Origin of the sequence: Streptomyces sp. CAI-85 (assembly GCF_013363615.1) — a bacterium.
Taxonomy (GTDB): Bacteria; Actinomycetota; Actinomycetes; order Streptomycetales; family Streptomycetaceae; genus Streptomyces; species Streptomyces antibioticus_B.
This window is the reverse complement of the sequence record NZ_JAANNX010000028.1, coordinates 54,920-71,706: the sequence shown is the minus strand read 5'-3', so window position 1 is coordinate 71,706 and position 16,787 is coordinate 54,920. Positions and strand designations below refer to the sequence as shown.

Annotated in this window: 17 protein-coding genes and 1 pseudogene; 14 read left to right on the top strand and 4 right to left on the bottom strand. The window is 71.7% G+C overall.

Annotated features, from left to right (window positions below):
• The first annotated feature begins 128 nt into the window (after positions 1-128).
• On the top strand, positions 129-596 hold the full coding sequence (sufU, locus tag G6W55_RS25260) for a Fe-S cluster assembly sulfur transfer protein SufU (protein ID WP_030791224.1): 468 nt from the start codon (positions 129-131) through the stop codon (positions 594-596).
• Positions 593-925 carry a metal-sulfur cluster assembly factor gene (locus tag G6W55_RS25255; RefSeq protein ID WP_030745090.1) on the top strand — a complete coding sequence of 111 codons (333 nt, stop codon included), beginning with the start codon at positions 593-595 and terminating at the stop codon, positions 923-925. Before sufU ends, G6W55_RS25255 begins: the two co-directional genes overlap by 4 nt.
• 98 nt (positions 926-1,023) lie before the next feature.
• Here G6W55_RS25255 and G6W55_RS25250 read toward each other — a convergent pair whose 3' ends face one another.
• Entirely contained in the window at positions 1,024-1,875 is an 852-nt protein-coding gene (locus tag G6W55_RS25250) for an AbfB domain-containing protein (RefSeq protein WP_175523119.1), read from the bottom strand.
• A 195-nt stretch (positions 1,876-2,070) separates the two neighbouring features.
• Here G6W55_RS25250 and G6W55_RS25245 point away from each other — a divergent pair, with 195 nt between their 5' ends.
• The 5 genes from G6W55_RS25245 to G6W55_RS25225 all read left to right on the top strand — a co-directional run bounded on the left by G6W55_RS25245 (position 2,071) and on the right by G6W55_RS25225 (position 6,173).
• Positions 2,071-2,391: a multidrug efflux SMR transporter gene (locus G6W55_RS25245; RefSeq protein ID WP_030791221.1), complete on the top strand. Its 321-nt coding sequence runs from the start codon at positions 2,071-2,073 to the stop codon at positions 2,389-2,391.
• On the top strand, positions 2,391-2,939 hold the full coding sequence (locus G6W55_RS25240) for a TetR/AcrR family transcriptional regulator (RefSeq protein ID WP_175523118.1): 549 nt from the start codon (positions 2,391-2,393) through the stop codon (positions 2,937-2,939). The genes G6W55_RS25245 and G6W55_RS25240 overlap by 1 nt, the downstream gene beginning before the upstream one ends.
• Positions 2,940-3,250: 311 nt before the next feature.
• Positions 3,251-4,240, top strand: coding sequence for a 2,3,4,5-tetrahydropyridine-2,6-dicarboxylate N-succinyltransferase (gene dapD / locus G6W55_RS25235; protein ID WP_175523117.1), 990 nt, complete (start codon positions 3,251-3,253; stop codon positions 4,238-4,240).
• A gap of 167 nt (positions 4,241-4,407) precedes the next feature.
• Positions 4,408-4,965 (top strand): SigE family RNA polymerase sigma factor, encoded by a 558-nt coding sequence (locus tag G6W55_RS25230; protein WP_175523124.1) that lies wholly within the window; start codon positions 4,408-4,410, stop codon positions 4,963-4,965.
• On the top strand, positions 4,962-6,173 hold the full coding sequence (locus G6W55_RS25225; RefSeq protein ID WP_175523116.1) for a WD40 repeat domain-containing protein: 1,212 nt from the start codon (positions 4,962-4,964) through the stop codon (positions 6,171-6,173). Before G6W55_RS25230 ends, G6W55_RS25225 begins: the two co-directional genes overlap by 4 nt.
• Positions 6,174-6,178: 5 nt before the next feature.
• Here the strand turns inward: G6W55_RS25225 and dapA are convergent, their stop codons facing one another.
• Positions 6,179-7,096: a 4-hydroxy-tetrahydrodipicolinate synthase gene (gene dapA / locus G6W55_RS25220; RefSeq protein ID WP_175523115.1), complete on the bottom strand. Its 918-nt coding sequence runs from the start codon at positions 7,094-7,096 to the stop codon at positions 6,179-6,181.
• Positions 7,097-7,242: 146 nt separating this feature from the next.
• Between dapA and G6W55_RS25215 the strand changes: the two genes are divergently transcribed.
• The gene (locus G6W55_RS25215) at positions 7,243-7,839 is read left to right on the top strand and encodes a helix-turn-helix domain-containing protein (protein ID WP_175523114.1); all 597 of its coding nucleotides are present in this window, start codon (positions 7,243-7,245) and stop codon (positions 7,837-7,839) included.
• Positions 7,840-7,842: 3 nt separating this feature from the next.
• Positions 7,843-8,574, top strand: coding sequence for an SRPBCC domain-containing protein (locus tag G6W55_RS25210; RefSeq protein WP_175523113.1), 732 nt, complete (start codon positions 7,843-7,845; stop codon positions 8,572-8,574).
• 60 nt (positions 8,575-8,634) lie between these two features.
• Here the strand turns inward: G6W55_RS25210 and G6W55_RS25205 are convergent, their stop codons facing one another.
• Entirely contained in the window at positions 8,635-10,461 is a 1,827-nt protein-coding gene (locus tag G6W55_RS25205) for an endonuclease/exonuclease/phosphatase family protein (RefSeq protein WP_175523123.1), read from the bottom strand.
• A gap of 303 nt (positions 10,462-10,764) precedes the next feature.
• Here G6W55_RS25205 and G6W55_RS25200 point away from each other — a divergent pair, with 303 nt between their 5' ends.
• The 5 genes and pseudogenes from G6W55_RS25200 to G6W55_RS25180 all read left to right on the top strand — a co-directional run bounded on the left by G6W55_RS25200 (position 10,765) and on the right by G6W55_RS25180 (position 15,390).
• The gene (locus G6W55_RS25200; RefSeq protein WP_175523112.1) at positions 10,765-12,201 is read left to right on the top strand and encodes a hypothetical protein; all 1,437 of its coding nucleotides are present in this window, start codon (positions 10,765-10,767) and stop codon (positions 12,199-12,201) included.
• A 90-nt stretch (positions 12,202-12,291) separates the two neighbouring features.
• Positions 12,292-12,663: pseudogene (locus tag G6W55_RS25195) on the top strand (alkaline phosphatase PhoX); the annotation flags it as partial.
• 310 nt (positions 12,664-12,973) lie between these two features.
• Entirely contained in the window at positions 12,974-13,648 is a 675-nt protein-coding gene (locus G6W55_RS25190) for a GntR family transcriptional regulator (RefSeq protein WP_175523111.1), read from the top strand.
• Between the two features lie 16 nt (positions 13,649-13,664).
• The gene (locus G6W55_RS25185) at positions 13,665-14,690 is read left to right on the top strand and encodes a 1-aminocyclopropane-1-carboxylate deaminase (RefSeq protein WP_175523110.1); all 1,026 of its coding nucleotides are present in this window, start codon (positions 13,665-13,667) and stop codon (positions 14,688-14,690) included.
• Between the two features lie 133 nt (positions 14,691-14,823).
• Complete coding sequence (locus tag G6W55_RS25180) at positions 14,824-15,390, top strand: TetR/AcrR family transcriptional regulator (RefSeq protein ID WP_175523109.1); 567 nt, start codon at positions 14,824-14,826, stop codon at positions 15,388-15,390.
• Between the two features lie 127 nt (positions 15,391-15,517).
• Here G6W55_RS25180 and G6W55_RS25175 read toward each other — a convergent pair whose 3' ends face one another.
• A complete protein-coding gene (locus G6W55_RS25175; protein ID WP_175523122.1) occupies positions 15,518-16,714 on the bottom strand; it encodes a TerD family protein in 1,197 nt (398 codons plus the stop codon).
• Positions 16,715-16,787 lie beyond the last annotated feature (73 nt).

Sequence of the window (16,787 nt, the reverse complement as noted above, 5' to 3'; positions counted from 1 at the left end):
TGCGGTACGGAATTCCCGCGACCACGCGAGCGTCGTTCTATCTGTACTCCACGCCGTCCGAGATCGACGCACTGGTCGCGGGCCTGGAGCACGTACGGAACTTCTTCGGCTGAGAGACGAGCGATCGCATGAAGCTGGACTCGATGTACCAGGAAGTCATCCTGGACCACTACAAGAACCCGCACGGGCGGGGCTTGCGGGACGGCGACGCCGAGGTGCACCACGTCAACCCCACCTGCGGTGACGAGATCACCCTGCGGGTGAAGTACGACGGCACGAGGATCGCGGACGTCTCGTACGAGGGCCAGGGCTGCTCCATCAGCCAGGCCAGCGCGTCCGTGCTGAACGAACTGCTGGTCGGCAAGGACCTGCCGGAGGCGCGGAAGATTCAGGAGACGTTCCTGGAGCTGATGCAGTCCAAGGGCAGGATCGAGCCCGACGACACCATGGAGGAGGTGCTGGAGGACGCGGTGGCGTTCGCCGGTGTCTCCAAGTACCCGGCCCGGGTCAAGTGCGCCCTCCTGAGCTGGATGGCGTGGAAGGACGCGACGGCCCAGGCCCTGGGCGGAGCCGACGCCGAAAGGAAGACGGCATGAGTGACACCGTGGAGATGAAGCCGGCCTCGGAGGAGGAGCTCCGCGAGGCCCTGATGGACGTCGTCGACCCCGAGCTGGGCATCGACGTCGTCAACCTCGGCCTGATCTACGGCATCCATGTCGACGACGCGAACATCGCCACCGTCGACATGACCCTGACCTCGGCGGCCTGCCCGCTGACGGACGTCATCGAGGACCAGGCCAAGTCCGCCACGGACGGCCTCGTCAACGAGCTGCGCATCAACTGGGTCTGGATGCCGCCGTGGGGCCCCGACAAGATCACGGACGACGGGCGGGAGCAGCTCCGCGCGCTGGGCTTCAACGTCTGAGTGTTTTATCGAAGAGCGGCGGCACCTGATGGAAGGTGCCGCCGCTCTTCGGTGTTCTCCGGTGTTCTCCGGTCTTCTCCGGTGTTCTCGGGGGGTGTTCAGTCCAGCCCGGCCACCAGGAAGAACGACGCGTCCATCCGGAACAGATCGCTGTTCTGGTACGCGTCCAGCCGGATCCGGAAGTTCTGGTGGCGCAGAAAACGGCCCGGGTAGTTCACCGACTCCAGCATGACCGCGCCGGAGTAGGGGGAGGAGCGGGCGCAGAAGGTGGCGTCCTGCCGGAACAGCGAGGAGCCGTCGCTGCGTTCGGAGCGCAGCACGAAGTCGCGGTGGCGCAGATAGGTCCCGTCGGCCGTCGCGAAGGAGTAACAGGCGCTGTCCGCCAGCCCCTTGACCACGGTGAAGGTGGAGTCCTGACGGGACTCCGAGCCCCGTACGGGGTCGAGCCGCACCAGTCCGCCGCCGATGTGCCAGTACCGGTCGGGGTAGTTGACCGAACTCACCGAGCGGTCCGTGCTCGCGGGCACGGAGGGCGTCGGCTTCCTGCCCGGGGCCGAGGCCGACGCGTGGGCGGAGGGGCTGCCCTGGGGCCGGGGCGAGGCGCTGCGCTCGCCGGTCTCCCCGGCCTCCCCGGCGGAGGGGGAAGCGTTTTCCGGACGCATCCCGCCCTTCTCGTCGCTCCCCGAGGGGCTCGCGTCGGCGGAGGGCGACGGGAAGGAGATCAGCCCGCCCGTCTCGTCGTCCGAAAGCGACTTGCCCCCACGGGTGTCGGTCGCCTCCCCGGCCGGTTCGTCGTTCAGGGCGATCGCGGTCACGCACGCCGCGACCGTGGCCACGGCGAGGGCACCGGCGAGCCAGAGCCGACGGGTTCCGGGGGCCCGGGAGGTGTCCGGGGCCCAGCCGTTCTCCCAGGGCTCTTCCTGGGGAGGCCGGGACTTCTCTCTTGGCATGCGCGGTTCCTCCGGCGGCGCCTCCGTGTAGATGAACGGTGAAACAGTAGTGGAAGCCGTGTGGCGCGCTCATCCGTTTCGGTGAGCGGTTTCTATAACGCTTTCGCAGCTCCGGAGGGTTCAACTCCCGCTCGTACAAGGCGAGTCCGTACCAGCGCTACCCAAAACGGACCGCCGGTATGTACGCTCGTACACATGGGTTACCTGACACTCGCCGGCGCCATCGCCGCCGAGGTGGCCGCGACGACCGCCATGAAGTACAGCCACGGCTTCAGCAGGCTCTGGCCCAGCCTGCTGACGGCCGTCGGCTATGTCGTCTCCTTCGCTCTCCTCGCCCAGACCCTCAAGTCCGTGGGCATCGGCACGGCCTACGCGATCTGGGCCGGCGTCGGCACGGCGACGATCGCCGTCATCGGCCTCGTCCTCTTCGGCGAGGCCCTCACCCTCACCAAGGTCGCCGGGATCGCGCTGATCGTCGGGGGAGTGGTGGTGCTGAACCTGGGAGGCGCGCACTGATGGCCCGCCGTCACGATCCCGAGCGCCGCCAGCGGATCATCGACGCCGCCATCCGGGTCGTCGGCCGCGCGGGCCTGGCCGGCCTCAGCCATCGCACGGTGGCCGCGGAGGCGGACGTACCCCTGGGTTCCACGACGTACCACTTCGCCACCCTGGACGACCTCCTCGTGGCGGCCCTGCGCCAGGCCAACGAGGGCTTCGCCAAGGTTCTGGCCGCCCACGGCGACCTCGCCTCCCCGGACGCCGACCTCCCGGCCGGACTGGCCGCCCTGCTCGGCGAGTGGCTGGCCGGCGACCGCACCGGCGTGGAACTGGAGTACGAGCTGTACCTGGCCGCCCTGCGCCGCCCCGCGCTGCGCCCGGTCGCCGCGGAATGGGCCGACGAGGTCACCGCCCTCCTCGCCCCCCGCACGGACCCCGCCACGGCGAAGGCCCTGGTGGCCCTGATGGACGGCATCTGCCTACAGGTCCTCCTGACGGACACGCCGTACGACGAGACGCACACGAGGGAAGCCTTGACCCGTCTTCTGGCAGCGCCGGCTTCATAGGGGAGGCCGCCACCGCGGGATGCGGGCCCGGCACGGAGGCGTGCCCGAACGCCGGGGTGGCCGCCGGGCCGTCGCGCTGCGGTGCGGGCCGTCACCCAGTTCTTCAACGCCCCGTTCGTCTGTGGCGGCGATCAGCCGTACGCCCTGCCGGCGACGGGCTCGCCGCACCGCGACGGCCCCGACCCGCCCGCAGCCACCGCTCGCGTCACCCCCGCCGCTCCACAGCCGGTTGCCCGACGGCCCCGCCCGGGACCTGAGACGGCCGCGCCGCTGGTTAGCCTCCGCGTGCCCGGTCCGGTTAGGTTTCCCTCATGACCGACACGACTGCTCCCCGCACCACCGGCGCCGCGGCCGCCGGCCTCGCCACCCTCGCCGCCGACGGCACCGTTCTCGACACCTGGTTCCCCGCGCCCGCGCTCACCGCCGAGCCCGGCCCGGCCGGCACCGAGCGGCTGTCCGCCGAGAAGGCCGTGGAGCTGCTCGGCGAGGGCGCGGCGAAGTCGATCGGCCCCGACGCCCGCCGCGGCGTCGAGGTCGTGGCGGTCCGCACGGTCATCGCCTCCCTCGACGAGAAGCCGATCGACGCCCACGACGCCTACCTCCGGCTGCACCTGCTCTCGCACCGCCTGGTGAAGCCGCACGGCCAGAGCCTGGACGGCATCTTCGGCCACCTCGCCAACGTCGCCTGGACCTCCCTCGGCCCGGTCGCCGTGGACGACGTCGAGAAGGTCCGCCTCAACGCCCGCGCCGAGGGCCTGCACCTCCAGGTGACGTCCATCGACAAGTTCCCCCGCATGACGGACTACGTGGCCCCCAAGGGCGTCCGGATCGCCGACGCCGACCGGGTCCGCCTGGGCGCGCACCTCGCCGAGGGCACGACCGTGATGCACGAGGGCTTCGTCAACTTCAACGCCGGCACGCTCGGCACGTCGATGGTCGAGGGCCGTATCTCGGCCGGCGTGGTCGTCGGCGACGGCTCGGACATCGGCGGCGGCGCCTCCACGATGGGCACGCTGTCCGGCGGCGGCAACGTGATCATCTCCATCGGCGAGCGCTGCCTGGTCGGCGCCGAGGCGGGCGTCGGCATCGCGCTCGGTGACGAGTGCGTGGTCGAGGCCGGCCTGTACGTCACCGCGGGCACCCGCGTGACGATGCCCGACGGCGAGATCGTCAAGGCCCGCGAACTCTCCGGCGCCTCCCACATCCTCTTCCGCCGCAACTCGGTCACCGGCACGGTCGAGGCCCGCCCGAACAACGCGGTCTGGGGCGGCCTGAACGAGATCCTCCACAGCCACAACTGACACCCGCGAGGCCGACCGGAGCGCCCTTCTGACCCGTGCGGAGGGGCGCTCCGTCATGTCATCCCACGAACATCGGCGGCGCAGGCATAGCGGCGGCGCCCCGCACGCGTCACACGAGACACAGGGGCCGGACACAGGGTCCGCTCCCGGGGGAAGTGAAGGTGACGATGGATGCCGAAGGGCTGGAAGGTTTCCGGGACTTCGTGGACAGCAGGTCGTCCGCGCTGCTGAGGACGGCCGTCCTGCTCAGCGGCGGGGACCGGCACGCCGGTGAGGACCTCCTCCAGAACGCCCTGGCCAAGGCGGCGGGCCGCTGGCACCGCATCGACGAACCGGAGGCGTACGTACGGCAGGTGCTCTACCGTCAGCAGATCAGCCGCTGGCGGCTGAAGTGGCCGCGGCGGGAGGTGAGCGTCGCGGAGCCCCCGGAACAGGGCGCGGCCCCCGACGCCTCCGCCGCCGCCGAACTGCGCGTCGTGATGCGCGCGGCCCTGGCCCGGCTGACCGCACGCCAGCGCACGGTGCTGGTGCTGCGCTACTTCGAGGACCTGCCGGAGGCCGACGTGGCCCGGATCCTCGGCTGCTCCGTGGGCACCGTACGGTCCACCACCCACCGCTCGCTGGCCCGGCTGCGCACCCTCGCGCCGGAACTCGCCGCCCTCGGCCCGGCGGCGGCCGAGCAGCGGCCGTCCCGTGACTACTCGCCCGTGGAGGTGCGTCCGTGAACGTCGAAGAACTCGTGCGTGACTCCCTGCGCGAGCAGGCCGACACCCAGGAACCGGTACGGCCGGGGCTCGCCGACCGGGTGCTGGCGCTGCGCCGGCGCCGCCGTACCCGCAGGTTCGCGTCGATCGCGGCCGCGACCGCCGCCGTGGTGGCCGTCGCCGTGGCGGTGCCGCTGCTGGAGTCCGGCGGCGGGACCGATGTACGCCCCGCGGACGTCACCCCGCCGGACCGGACCGTCGCGCACCCCGACCAGTCCCCGCCGACCGCCCTGATCGCCGCCGGCCGGACCGCTCTGGCCGCCTACTACACGAACACGGTCGTCCCGCGGCCGGCGAAGCGGGAGGTGACGACGCGCACCTGGTGGCTGCTGAACCCGACGACGAAGAAGTACGTGAAGTCCACGAAGTGGTCGTGGGTCGCCGTCGCCCCGGGCCTGCGGACCGCCGCCGTCCTGGAACAGGACCTGCCGGTCCGCCGGATCGGCCTGCTCGACCTGGCGAGCGGCGACGTCAAGCGGTGGATCCCCGTGGACCACACGGTCGGCGGCCTGGCGTTCTCGCGCGACGGACGCGAGCTGGTCGCGACGACCTATGAAGGAAACCCCGACCAGCGGTTCAGGAGCGTCGAGTCCGACCAGGAGGAACCGGTCCCGGAGAACGAGTCGTCCCGCACCGGCTTCTACGTCCTGGACGTCGCCTCGGGGAAGGGCTCCTGGACCGAGGCCCGCCGCTCCGCCGAGGAGGACGGATTCGGCAACACCCGGCAGGACTTCGCGTTCAGCCGCGACGGCAGCCGTATCTGGGCGGGCTCGCCGAACGAGCCGGGCCATGTGTACTACGACCGGCAGGGCAGGCAGGTCGAACCACCGCCCGGCGAGAAGCACGTGGTGTGGTTCGTCGAGGCCGGGCTCTCGCCCGACGGGAAGCGGCTCGCGGGCGATTTCGCCGGGGAGAAGTACAAGACGTCCTCCTGGATCCTCGACCCCCGCACCGGCGCGAAGCTCACCGAGACGCACGGGCAGCAACTGCTCGCCTGGGCGGACGACTCCTCGCTGATCGCCTGGGACATCGGCAAGGACGGCAACGAGTTCCGTCAGCGGCTGGTGCTGGTGACGCCCGGCAGCGAGAAGACCGTGGTCCTCTCCGGCTTCCGGGGCGCCGAGGACAACACGCCGGGCCGCTGGGAGCCGGTCTTCGCCGACCGCTGACCCGATCAGGCCCCGGGGAGTCCCGGGGCCGTGGCGGTCACGAAGTGTTCGTAGGTCGCCCGGAGTTGTTCCGTCGTGGCGCGGTTCGCCGGGAGGAGTGGGGGGCGGACCGGGCCCGACGGGAGGTGTTGGGTGGTCAGGAGGGCCTTGGTGGTGACCGTGCCGGGGAGGCCGGAGGACATCAGCGACTCGATGAGGTCCGTGGCCCGTTGCTGGAGGGCCGCCGCGGCGCCGGTGTCGCCCGCGTCGAACAGGTCGAGCACGGCGCGGAGTTGGGCGGGGATCACGTTGGCGACCGTGCTGACGTATCCCGCGCCGCCGACCGCGTACAGGGCGAGGTTGTGCTCGTCGCAGCCCGCGTAGTACGCCAGGCCGGTGCGGGCGATGACCTTCTGGGCGGCCAGGAAGTCGTAGGAGCAGTCCTTGACCGCGACGATCCGGGGATGTCCGGCGAGCCGGATCAGGGTCTCCGGCTCGATCCGGGTTCCCGTGCGGCCCGGGATGTCGTACAGCATCACCGGCAGGCCGGACGCGTCCGCCACCTCCCGGAAATGGGCCTCCAGGGCGTCCTGCGGGGGCCGGCTGTAGTACGGGCTCACCACCAGCACCCCGTCAGCGCCCGCCTTCTCGGCCGCGCGGGCGAGTTCCACGGTGTGCCGGGTGTCGAAGGTGCCCACCCCCGCGACGACCGTCGCCCGGCCGCCCACCGCGTCCCGTACCGCCGCGATCAGTTCCGCCTTCTCGGTGTCCGAGGTGGTCGGCGACTCGCCCGTGGTCCCGGAGAGCACCAGGCCGTCGCAGCCGCCGTCCACCAGCCGGACGGCGAGCCGGCCCGCCCCGTCGAGGTCCAGCGCCCCCGTCCCGGTGAAGGGGGTGACCATCGCGCACAGGGCCCGGCCGAAGGGGGCAGATGTGTTCGTCATGGGAGTAGTCTCGACAACCAGACCGTGTAGCTCCACTTAAATCTTCTACCGGGTATCGGGAAGTGCTGCTTAGAGATTCGGACGGCCGCCTCACCGAACACTTCAGCCTCCTGGACAAAAAAAGTTTTCGGTGAGACCGTGGAGCCATGCTGGACGTCACCGTCATCGAGGACCCCGAGGCCGCCGCCGTCTCCCTGGACCCCATCAGGGCGCGGCTGCTCGCCGAGCTGGCCGCCGGGCCCGCGTCGGCCGCCATGCTGGCCGGGAAGGTCGGGCTGCCGCGGCAGAAGGTGAACTACCACCTGAAGACGCTGGAGCGGCACGGCCTGGTCGAGCTGGCCGGTGAGCGCCGCAAGGGCAATGTCACCGAGCGGCTGATGCGGGCGACCGCCGCGTCGTACGTCATCTCGCCGCTCGCCCTCGCCGAGGTGCAGCCGGACCCGGACCGCTTCCGGGACCAGCTCTCCGCCCGCTGGCTGCTGGCGCTCGGCGCCCGGCTGGTCCGGGACGTCGGCTCGCTGATCACCGGCGCCACCAAGGCCCGCAAGCGGCTCGCCACCTACGCGCTGGACGGCGAGGTCCGCTTCGCCTCTGGCGCCGAACGGGCCGCGTTCATCCAGGAGTTGACGGCCGGTGTCAGCGCGCTCGTCCGCAAGTACGACGCTCCCGACGCCGAGGGCGGCCGCGATCACCGGATCGTCGTCGCCGTCCATCCCACGCTCAAGAAGACCGAGTTGGAGTAGACCATGTCCAAAGAGTTCGAGATCGTCCGCGAGTTCGAGGTCGACGCCTCTCCGGAAGAGGTGTGGGAGGCGGTCACCCGGGCCAGCGGCGCCTATCTGTGGCCGATGGACCCGCCGGAGCCCCGGGTGGGCGGTGCCGCCGCCTTCGGATCCACCGTCACCGCCTGGGACCCGCCGCACCACCTCACCGTCCGCAGCGAGGACGTCGGCTTCTCCGTGCAGAGCGTGAACCAGTTGGAGCACGTCATCGAGGCCCGCGACGACGGCCGCCGCGCCTGGGTGCGGTACGTGCACAGCGGGATCTTCACCGACGACTGGGACAACCAGTACGACGGCGCCGCCAAGCACACCGACTTCTATCTGCACACCCTGCGCGCGTACTTGACGCACTTCGCGCCCCGCCCGGTGACCTTCTCCTCGGCGGACGGCCCCGAGGCGTCCGCCACACGCGATGCCCTCGCCGCCGTCGGCGCGGCGCTCGGGCTCACGGACGGCGACGCCCAGGGCGACCGGGTGACCGCGCGCGGGCCGCGGGAGTTCGACGCCGTACTCGACTACCGCGACCCGTACTTCATCGGGCTGCGCACCGACACCGCCCTCGTCCGGATCTTCGGGCGCGGGGTGTGGGGCGCCCCGGTCGGCATCAGCGTCCACGACTTCGCGCCGGACGCCGACGCCAAGGAGACCGGGGCCGCCTGGCAGGACTGGCTGAACAGCGTGTTCGACCAGTCCTGACGGCGGCCGCGGTCACGGCTTCACCGCAGTACGGCTTTACCGCGATACGGCCTTGCGGCTCTACGGCTCGAACCGCAGCACCTGCGGGTCGTGGTCGCTGATCTGGTCGTGGAACTCCGAGTTGATGTGCACGCTGTCGTACTCGAAGTCGCAGGACCGCCGGATCGACGGGCTCACCAGGATCTGGTCCAGGACCTGCTGGTTGCCCTGGTAGTCGTAGCTGTACCGCTCGCTCCGGGGCAGCGACTTGATCGCCGACCACAGTTCGCCGTCGCCCTCCAGGGCCTTCGCCGTGCCGGAGAACTCGAAGTCGTTGATGTCGCCGAGGGCGACGACGGCCGCGTTCTTCTGCACGTCGAGGATGTCCTTGACGAACGCGTTCACCAGCGTCGCCTGCTGGTGGCGCTGGACCTCCGAGCTGCGCACCACCGGCTGGTACTGCGCGTGCAGGGCCTGGTCGCCGCCCTTGGAGTTGAAGTGGTTCGCGATCACGAAGACCGTGCGGCCGCGGAAGACGAACTCGCCGACCAGCGGCTTGCGGCTGGCGTTCCAGGCCGCGTTCGCCGGGTCGATCCGGCCGGGGGAGACGGTCAGGGCGGCCTTGCCGCGCGCCCTGGTCACCCCGGCGGCCGTGGTCGCGTCGCCGCCCGCCCGGTCGGTGAAGGAGACTCGCTCCGGGTTGAACAGGAACACCTGGCGGATGTTGCCGCCCGGCTCGCCGCCGTCGGTGTTGTCGGCCGGGTCGATCGAACGCCAGTCGTAGCGGGGGCCGCCCGCCGCGACGATCGCGTCGATCAGCTTGGTGACCGTGGCGTCGGCGGCCGTCGTCCCGTCGTTCGTCGCGCCGTTGTTGTCCTGGATCTCCTCCAGGGACACGATGTCGGGCGACTTCAGATGGTCCACGATCGCGGCGGCGTGCTCCTCGAACGTGGCGTCGGACGGGTCGAGGTTCTCGACGTTGTACGTCGCGACCGCCAGCTCGCCCTTCTTCTGCCGCTCGGTCGACTCGCGCTTCAGACCGCCGCTCTTGAGCGTGCCGAGCCGGTCGGCGACCAGGGTGTAGCCGCCGAACTGGGTGTAGTCCAGCGGGCCGGCCGTGGTGCCGCGCAGCACGTCGCCGACGTTCGCGGCCGGGAAGTCGGCGGCCGCGCCGAGCGACTGTATCTGGAGCCGGCCGGTGTTCTGCGAGGTGTAGGAGCCGTACACCGTGCCACCGCGGCGGCTCGGGTTCTCGTGCGGCTTCACCGTCACCCACAGCTCGGCGTACGCGTCGGTGGCGGTGACCACCCTGGCGTCGGCGACCTGGACGTTCATGCCCTCCAGGGACTCGTAGTAGTCCAGGGCGTACTTCTTCGGGCGCAGCGTGAGCGCGTTGACCGAGTTGTTCGCGGCCGGGTCGCCGGCCGGGGCGTACGTGTCCGGCACCGAGCGGGCGTTCACGACGGCCGGCGCGGGGACCGCGTTGCCGCTGGAGACCACGGTCACGGTCGGCTTGGTGATCTCGGTGACCGACTGGTTGCCGGAGGCGGCGCCGCCCGGGACGTACTCGGTGACCGTGCCGGAGACGGTGACCGCGTCACCGACCGCGACCTTCGGCGCGGAGCTGGTGAAGACGAAGACGCCCTCACTGGTGGCCGGGTCGGCGTCCGGGTTCGGGTCCTGTATCCAGAACCCCCGGGAGGAGCCGTAGGTGCGCACCCCGGTGACGATTCCGGCCACATCGGTGACCGCCTGGCCGGCGTACGGGGACGTCCGGGTCGTGCCCTGGATGTCGTGGACGGCCACCGCGGCCGCGTGCGCGGGCGCGGTCAGGACGACGGTGGACGCCGCGGAACACACGGCGGCGACGGTGAGCGCGGCGAGGCGCGCGGACTTCTTGCTCGGCAACGGGATCCCTCCGGGGACATGCATGGGTGCCGGGACGAGGCTGATACGTGGAACGGGCGGCCGCGACCTGTGGCGAGGGCGACGCGCGTAGAAAGCGCGGTGGCCAAATTACAGTGAACAGATGTCCATCGAGTTTCTACGCGCGTCAATCTCCTGCCTGCTCAGGCCAGTTGTCAAGGTTTCGGCCATGTACGACTCCTGACCGGTACATGAACCGGGCGGCATGGGTGGATATCCGTCTAGGCTGAGTGGCCCAGTGCCCCAGTGGGACACGGGCACGACGCGCCCTAGGAGAACCCGCCGATGTCAGACAGCTCCCCCCTGCCGCCCGTACGGCTGCACCCCGAAGCGGAGCTGGCGCGCGACGCGCTGTCCACACCGTTGCTCTCCCGCGCCGCACGGCTGGCCCGGTGGGCCGGACCCGGCACCCGGGTCGACGCCGGCGGCGGACTGGTCGAGGAGCAACTGCCCGCCGCCGCCGGGACACTCGGGCTGACCGGCGACGACGCGGCGGCCTACGCGAGCGAGGCATGGCGGATCGCCGTGGACGCCGGGCTGGTCGAGATCACCGACGAGGAGAACGGCACCGTCGCCGCCGCCGAGGATCTCGCCCTGCTCACCGGCGGCACCCCGCACGACGTCCTCGCCGTCTGGCTCGCCGCCCTGGAGACGGTCGTCGCCGACGCGGCCGTGCCCGACCTGGACGAACTGATGGACGCCATGGACGAGGGCGGCCAGGTCGACTTCTCCCGGCTGGACTGGGACCCCGAGGGCGAGGCCGAGTTCCTCGACGGCGTCCTCGGCAACCTCTATCTGCTCGCCGTCAGCGAGGACGGCCCCGGCGACGGCCCCGTCCCGCTGCCCGCGCTCGCCGCCTCCATGATCGTCCCCGGCGACATGGGCGAGCCCAGCAACGACATGCTGGAGCAGGTCTCCGACGCGATGATGCGGCTGGACGACCAGTTCCGGCTGCTGGAGCCGATCGGGCTCGTCGTCTACCAGCCGGTCGACGAGGCGCTGATGGCCGACCCAGACGAGGAGCCCGCCGCCCCGGCCGGCCCGGTGGACGAGACCGACGTCTCCCGCTACGGCATGGTCCGCCTCACCCCGCTCGGCCTCTACGGGCTGCGAGCCCGGCTGCTGGAGGCCGGCTTCGAGGCCCCCGCCGTCGGTGAACTCTCCGACAAGGGCGCCGACGTCCTCCTCGACGGCAGCGCCGGCTACGGCCCCCGCGCCGCCCGCGCCGAGACCGAGCAGTGGCTCGACCGCCGAGAACCCCTCGACGCCGCACGCGAGTTGCTCGCCGCAGCCCGTGGCTCGGACCCCGGGGCGCCGCTGCGCCGGCTCCGCTGCCAGGAGGCGCTCTCCCTGGTCGGCGCCGCCGCCGAACCCGCCGTGCGCGAGGTCCTCGACGATCCCGAACTCGGCGGACTCGCCCGGGTCTGGCTGACCGAGCTGGGCGCGCCGGACGTCCCCGCCCCCTCCGAGGACCTCGTCTTCTGGCTCACCATCGACACCCTCGCCGCGCAGCTCACCGCCGAGGGCAACTCCGAGGAACTCCAGGCGCTGGTCGAGGGGTTGGCCCGACAGCACGGCGGCTTCTTCGCGGCGGCCTGGCGGGTCGACCACCCGGCGACCCCGGAGGTCCTGGAGGCGATGGGCCGGCTGCACCCGGACAAGAAGGTCGCCAAGGAGGCCCGCAAGGCGGCCTTCAAGGCGCGCTCGCAGCAGGGCGGGTGAGCGCGGGCGGGTGAGTGGGGCGGCGTAGGGATCCATGGAACGCGGGTTCACGGAACCGGGTCCCCGTGGGCCGCCGCCCGTTCAACTCCCGACGGCCAGGTCTGGTTCTACGACCCCCGCCGCCGGACCCTCACCCTCAAGGTGCTGCTCGGCGTCAACCCCGACCCGTCCGCCGACGGCGCCTACGACGGCCCGGACAACATCACCGTCTCGCCCTACGGCGGACTCGTCATCGCCGAGGACGGCGAGGGCGTCCAGCATCTGTTCGGCGCCACCGACAGCGGCCGCACCTATCCCATAGCCCGCAACGACCTGAACATCGGCACCGCCGAGGAGCCGGAATTCAGCGAGTTCACCGGCGTCACCTTCTCCCAGGACGGCCGCACCCTCTACGCCAACATCCAGGAGCCCGGCATCATGGTGGCGATCACCGGCCCCTGGAAGCGCCAGAAGCGCCGCTGATCACCACCGATCGCCGCTGATCACCCCCGATTAATTCACTCGCCGCCCACTGCCGCGCCTTCTAGAGTTGAGATCTCGGGAGGCGCAGCAAAACGGCGGGGGCCCGGTGCATGGGCATATTCCCCTCCTCTCGCTGTGCCGCTCCTTTCAGCAGTGACAGTGAATTCGGGGGAATTCAAAATGGCGCTCTTCTTTTCGCCCTTCGCATCGTCATGTCCATTTTCCGACGACACCCGCTGGCCGGGCGCGGCCTGACGGAGACCGGCCGGCCCCTTGTGGCCGGCCGCACTGACATCTAACATTTCAGTTCATGGAAGCCGTGCCCCGCACCCTGCTCAGGGACCGTGCCCACGCCGCGATCCGGGACGCCATCGTCACCGGGGCCATCGAGCCCGGCGCCGTGGTGCGGGACGCCGATCTCGCCGAGCGGCTCGGGCTGTCCCGGGCGCCGGTGCGGGAGGCGTTCGCCCGGCTCGTGGACGAGGGGCTGCTGGAGAGCAAGCCGCAGAGCCACACCCGGGTGACCCCGGTCGTCGCCTCCGACGTACGGGACGCGGCGGCCGTGGTCGGCGCCCTGCACGAACTGGTCACCCGCGTCGCCGTGCCCCGGCTGTCCCCGGCGGACGTCGAGGCGATGCGCACCGCCAACGAGCGGTTCGCCGCCGCGGTCTCGGCCGGGGACGTGGACGCGGCCCTCGACGCCGACGACGCCCTCCACGACGTGCTCGTCCGGGCCGCCGCCAACCGCGCGGCGGCCGCCACCATCGCCCGCTACACCCCGCTGATCCGGCGCCTGGAGCGACGGCGCTTCGGCGAGGGCGGCACCTGCCGTTCGGCCGGACTGCACGGCCGGCTGATCGAGGCGTGCGCCGACGGCGACGGCGACGAGGCGGTCCGGATCACCGCGGAGATCTGGCACACGCTGGCGGACCTGGCCGACGAGACGGACGCGGCCGACGAGACAGACCCGGCCGACACCGACTGATCCAGGAGACAGCGCCATGGCCCCGAAGTCCCTCTCCTCGTACGAGCGTTACCCCCTGCTCTTCGGCCCCTCCCCGGTCCATCCGCTGGAACGGCTCACCGCGCACCTCGGCGGCGCCGCCCTCTGGGCCAAGCGGGAGGACTGCAACTCGGGGATCGCGTACGGCGGCAACAAGACCCGCAAGCTGGAGTACCTGGTCGCCGACGCGCTCGCCCAGGGCTGCGACACGCTCGTCTCGATCGGCGGCGTCCAGTCCAACCACACCCGCCAGGTCGCCGCCGTCGCCGCCCGCGCCGGGCTGAAGTGCGTGCTGGTGCAGGAGAGTTGGGTGGAGTGGCCGGACTCCGTGTACGACAAGGTCGGCAACATCCTGATCAGCCGGCTCGCCGGGGCCGACGTCCGGCTGGTGCGGGCCGGGTTCGGGATCGGGTTCAAGGAGAGCTGGGAGCAGGCGCTGCGCGAGGTCGAGGAGTCGGGCGGCCGCCCGTATCCGATCCCGGCCGGGGCCTCCGACCATCCGCTGGGCGGGCTCGGGTTCGCCGGCTGGGCCTACGAGGTCGCCGAGCAGGAACGGGAGCTGGGCGTCTTCTTCGACACGGTCGTCGTCTGCTCGGTGACCGGGTCGACGCAGGCCGGCATGGTCGCCGGGTTCGCGGCCCTGGAGGAGGCGGGCGGCCGGCCCCGGCGGGTCATCGGCATCGACGCCTCCGCCAAGCCCGCCGAGACACGCGAGCAGATCGCCCGTATCGCCCACCGCACCGGCCGGCTCATCGGCGTCCAGAGCGAACTCACCGTCGAAGACATCGAGTTGGACGAGCGGTACCACGCCGGGATCTACGGCGTCCCGGACGAGGCCACCCTGGAGGCGATGCGGCTCGCCGCCCGGACCGAGGGCATGGTCACCGACCCCGTCTACGAGGGGAAGTCGATGGCCGGGCTGGTCGATCTGGTGGCGCGCGGCGAGATCGACGCCGCGTCCACCGTGCTCTACGCCCATCTCGGCGGGCAGCCCGCGCTCAACGCCTACAGCGCGGTGATCTGACCGGGAGCCCGCATCCGGAGGCCGTGATCCCCGCCGGTGTCTGGCGTCCACGGGGTCGACTGGTGGACCATGCGGGCAGCACAGCCCGCTGGGACGAGCGTCCCCGGTCCGTTCGTCTGCAAGGAGTGTCCGGATGACGCAGCTCAGGCCCATGCGCGCGGACGCCCGCCGTAACTACGAGCGGCTGCTGACGGCCGCGGCGGAGGCGTTCGCCGAGCACGGGGAGAACGCCTCGCTCGACGACATCGCCAAACGGGCGGGCGTCGGTTCCGGCACCCTGTACCGGCACTTCCCGACCCGGCGCGCGCTGCTGGAGGCGGCCTACGTCGACCGGATCGAGGCGCTGGCCGCGCGGGCCGATGTGCTCGGCGCGCAACTGCCGCCGGGGGAGGCGCTGGTGGCCTGGCTCGACGAGCTGTGCGTCGGCACGATCGAGGTGCGGGGCATGAAGGCGCTGCTGGGCTCCGCCGTGACGGACGGCAGCGGGGCGCCGGCGACGACGTGCGGGACGCGGATGAAGGGCGCCGCTTCCCGGCTGGTGACGGCGGCACAGCGCGCCGGTGCGCTGCGGCACGACGTCGACGCCATGGACGTGCTGCGGCTGGCGCACGGCATCGCCACTGCGTCCGAACTGGGCCGCGGGGACGCCCGGGTGATCCGGCGCTATGTGGGGCTGCTGATGGAGGGACTGCGGGCGTGACTGCGGCCCGCGGCCACGGAGCCGGGATGCTCCGGGCCGCGAGGCCGTGACGCCGCGAGGCCGTGAGGCCGTGAGGCCGTGAGGCCGTGACGCCGTGACGCGAGAGCCGCAGGGCGCGGCCGTGCGGTCAGAGCGCCTGGGCCGCCGGCTTCACCATGTTGCGGACCGTCCGGGCCTTCACGAAGTCGCCCATCGCGGTCATCTCCCACTCGCCCGAGTACTGGCGGATGAGCTTGGCCATCATCACGCCGGTCTGGGGTTCGGCGCCGGTGAGGTCGAAGCGGACCAGCTCCTCGCCGCTGGTGGCGTCGACGAGCCGGCAGTACGCCTTGGCGACCTCGGTGAACTTCTGTCCCGAGAAGGAGTTCACGGTGAAGACCAGCCCGGAGACCTCCTGCGGGAGCCGGCCGAGGTCCACCACGATCACCTCGTCGTCCCCGCCGCCCTCTCCGGTGAGGTTGTCCCCGGAGTGCTTGATGGCGCCGCCCACGATCGACAGCTTGCCGAAGTAGCAACTGTCGATGTGGTTGCGCTGGGGGCCGTACGCGATGACCGACGCGTCCAGGTCGATGTCCTTGCCGCGGTAGGCGGGCTCCCAGCCGAGGCCCATCTTGACCTGGGAGAGCAGCGGGCGGCCGCCCTTCATCAGGGACACGGTCTGGTTCTTCTGGAGGCTGACGCGGCCCTTGTCGAGGTTGATCTTGCCGGCGCCCGGGGCGGGCGGTGCCGGCGGGGGCGGCGACTGCGGCATCGGCGGGGCGGTCGAGGCGGCGGCCCGGACCGGGGCGGGGGCCGGCGCCGGTGCCGCGGCAGGAGCGGCGGGCGCGGCAGGCTCCTCCACCGACACACCGAAGTCGGTCGCGATGCCGGCCAGCCCGTTGGCGTACCCCTGGCCGACCGCGCGGGCCTTCCAGGCGCCGTTGCGCAGATAGATCTCCACGACCACCAGGGCCGTCTCGGCGCCGAGACGCGGGGGTGTGAAGGTGGCCAGGACGCTGTTGTCGTCGGCGCCGCGGATCGTGGCCGTCGGTTCGATGCCCTGGAAGGACTGACCCGCGGCGTCCGGGCTGGCGGTGACCACGATCTTCTCGATGCCCGGGGGGAGGGCGGCCGTGTCGACGGTGATCGCGTCCGGCGCCGAACCGCCGCCGGAGCGGTAGACCACGCCGGGGCCGGTCGGCTGGTTGTAGAAGATGAAGTCGTCGTCGGAGCGCACCTTGCCGTCGGCGGTGAGCAGCAGGCCCGAAACGTCGAGCCGCACGGGAGCGGAGACGTCCACCGTCACGCGGGTGACGGGGAGAGGGATGTTCGAGCCGGGGGTCATAGCTGTCATGCCGGGTGAACGAACGAGACCACTTTGCCGTTCCCTTACCCACGGGCGGACCCCCGAACGGCTT

Excerpts from the sequence above, each read along its gene's own strand:
- sufU (WP_030791224.1), top strand. The coding sequence starts at position 129 with ATGAAGCTGGACTCGATGTACCAGGAAGTCATCCTGGACCACTACAAG.
- G6W55_RS25255 (WP_030745090.1), top strand. The coding sequence starts at position 593 with ATGAGTGACACCGTGGAGATGAAGCCGGCCTCGGAGGAGGAGCTCCGC.
- G6W55_RS25250 (WP_175523119.1), bottom strand. The coding sequence starts at position 1,875 with ATGCCAAGAGAGAAGTCCCGGCCTCCCCAGGAAGAGCCCTGGGAGAAC.
- G6W55_RS25245 (WP_030791221.1), top strand. The coding sequence starts at position 2,071 with ATGGGTTACCTGACACTCGCCGGCGCCATCGCCGCCGAGGTGGCCGCG.
- G6W55_RS25240 (WP_175523118.1), top strand. The coding sequence starts at position 2,391 with ATGGCCCGCCGTCACGATCCCGAGCGCCGCCAGCGGATCATCGACGCC.
- dapD (WP_175523117.1), top strand. The coding sequence starts at position 3,251 with ATGACCGACACGACTGCTCCCCGCACCACCGGCGCCGCGGCCGCCGGC.
- G6W55_RS25230 (WP_175523124.1), top strand. The coding sequence starts at position 4,408 with ATGGATGCCGAAGGGCTGGAAGGTTTCCGGGACTTCGTGGACAGCAGG.
- dapA (WP_175523115.1), bottom strand. The coding sequence starts at position 7,096 with ATGACGAACACATCTGCCCCCTTCGGCCGGGCCCTGTGCGCGATGGTC.
- G6W55_RS25215 (WP_175523114.1), top strand. The coding sequence starts at position 7,243 with ATGCTGGACGTCACCGTCATCGAGGACCCCGAGGCCGCCGCCGTCTCC.
- G6W55_RS25210 (WP_175523113.1), top strand. The coding sequence starts at position 7,843 with ATGTCCAAAGAGTTCGAGATCGTCCGCGAGTTCGAGGTCGACGCCTCT.
- G6W55_RS25200 (WP_175523112.1), top strand. The coding sequence starts at position 10,765 with ATGTCAGACAGCTCCCCCCTGCCGCCCGTACGGCTGCACCCCGAAGCG.
- G6W55_RS25190 (WP_175523111.1), top strand. The coding sequence starts at position 12,974 with ATGGAAGCCGTGCCCCGCACCCTGCTCAGGGACCGTGCCCACGCCGCG.
- G6W55_RS25185 (WP_175523110.1), top strand. The coding sequence starts at position 13,665 with ATGGCCCCGAAGTCCCTCTCCTCGTACGAGCGTTACCCCCTGCTCTTC.
- G6W55_RS25180 (WP_175523109.1), top strand. The coding sequence starts at position 14,824 with ATGACGCAGCTCAGGCCCATGCGCGCGGACGCCCGCCGTAACTACGAG.
- G6W55_RS25175 (WP_175523122.1), bottom strand. The coding sequence starts at position 16,714 with ATGACCCCCGGCTCGAACATCCCTCTCCCCGTCACCCGCGTGACGGTG.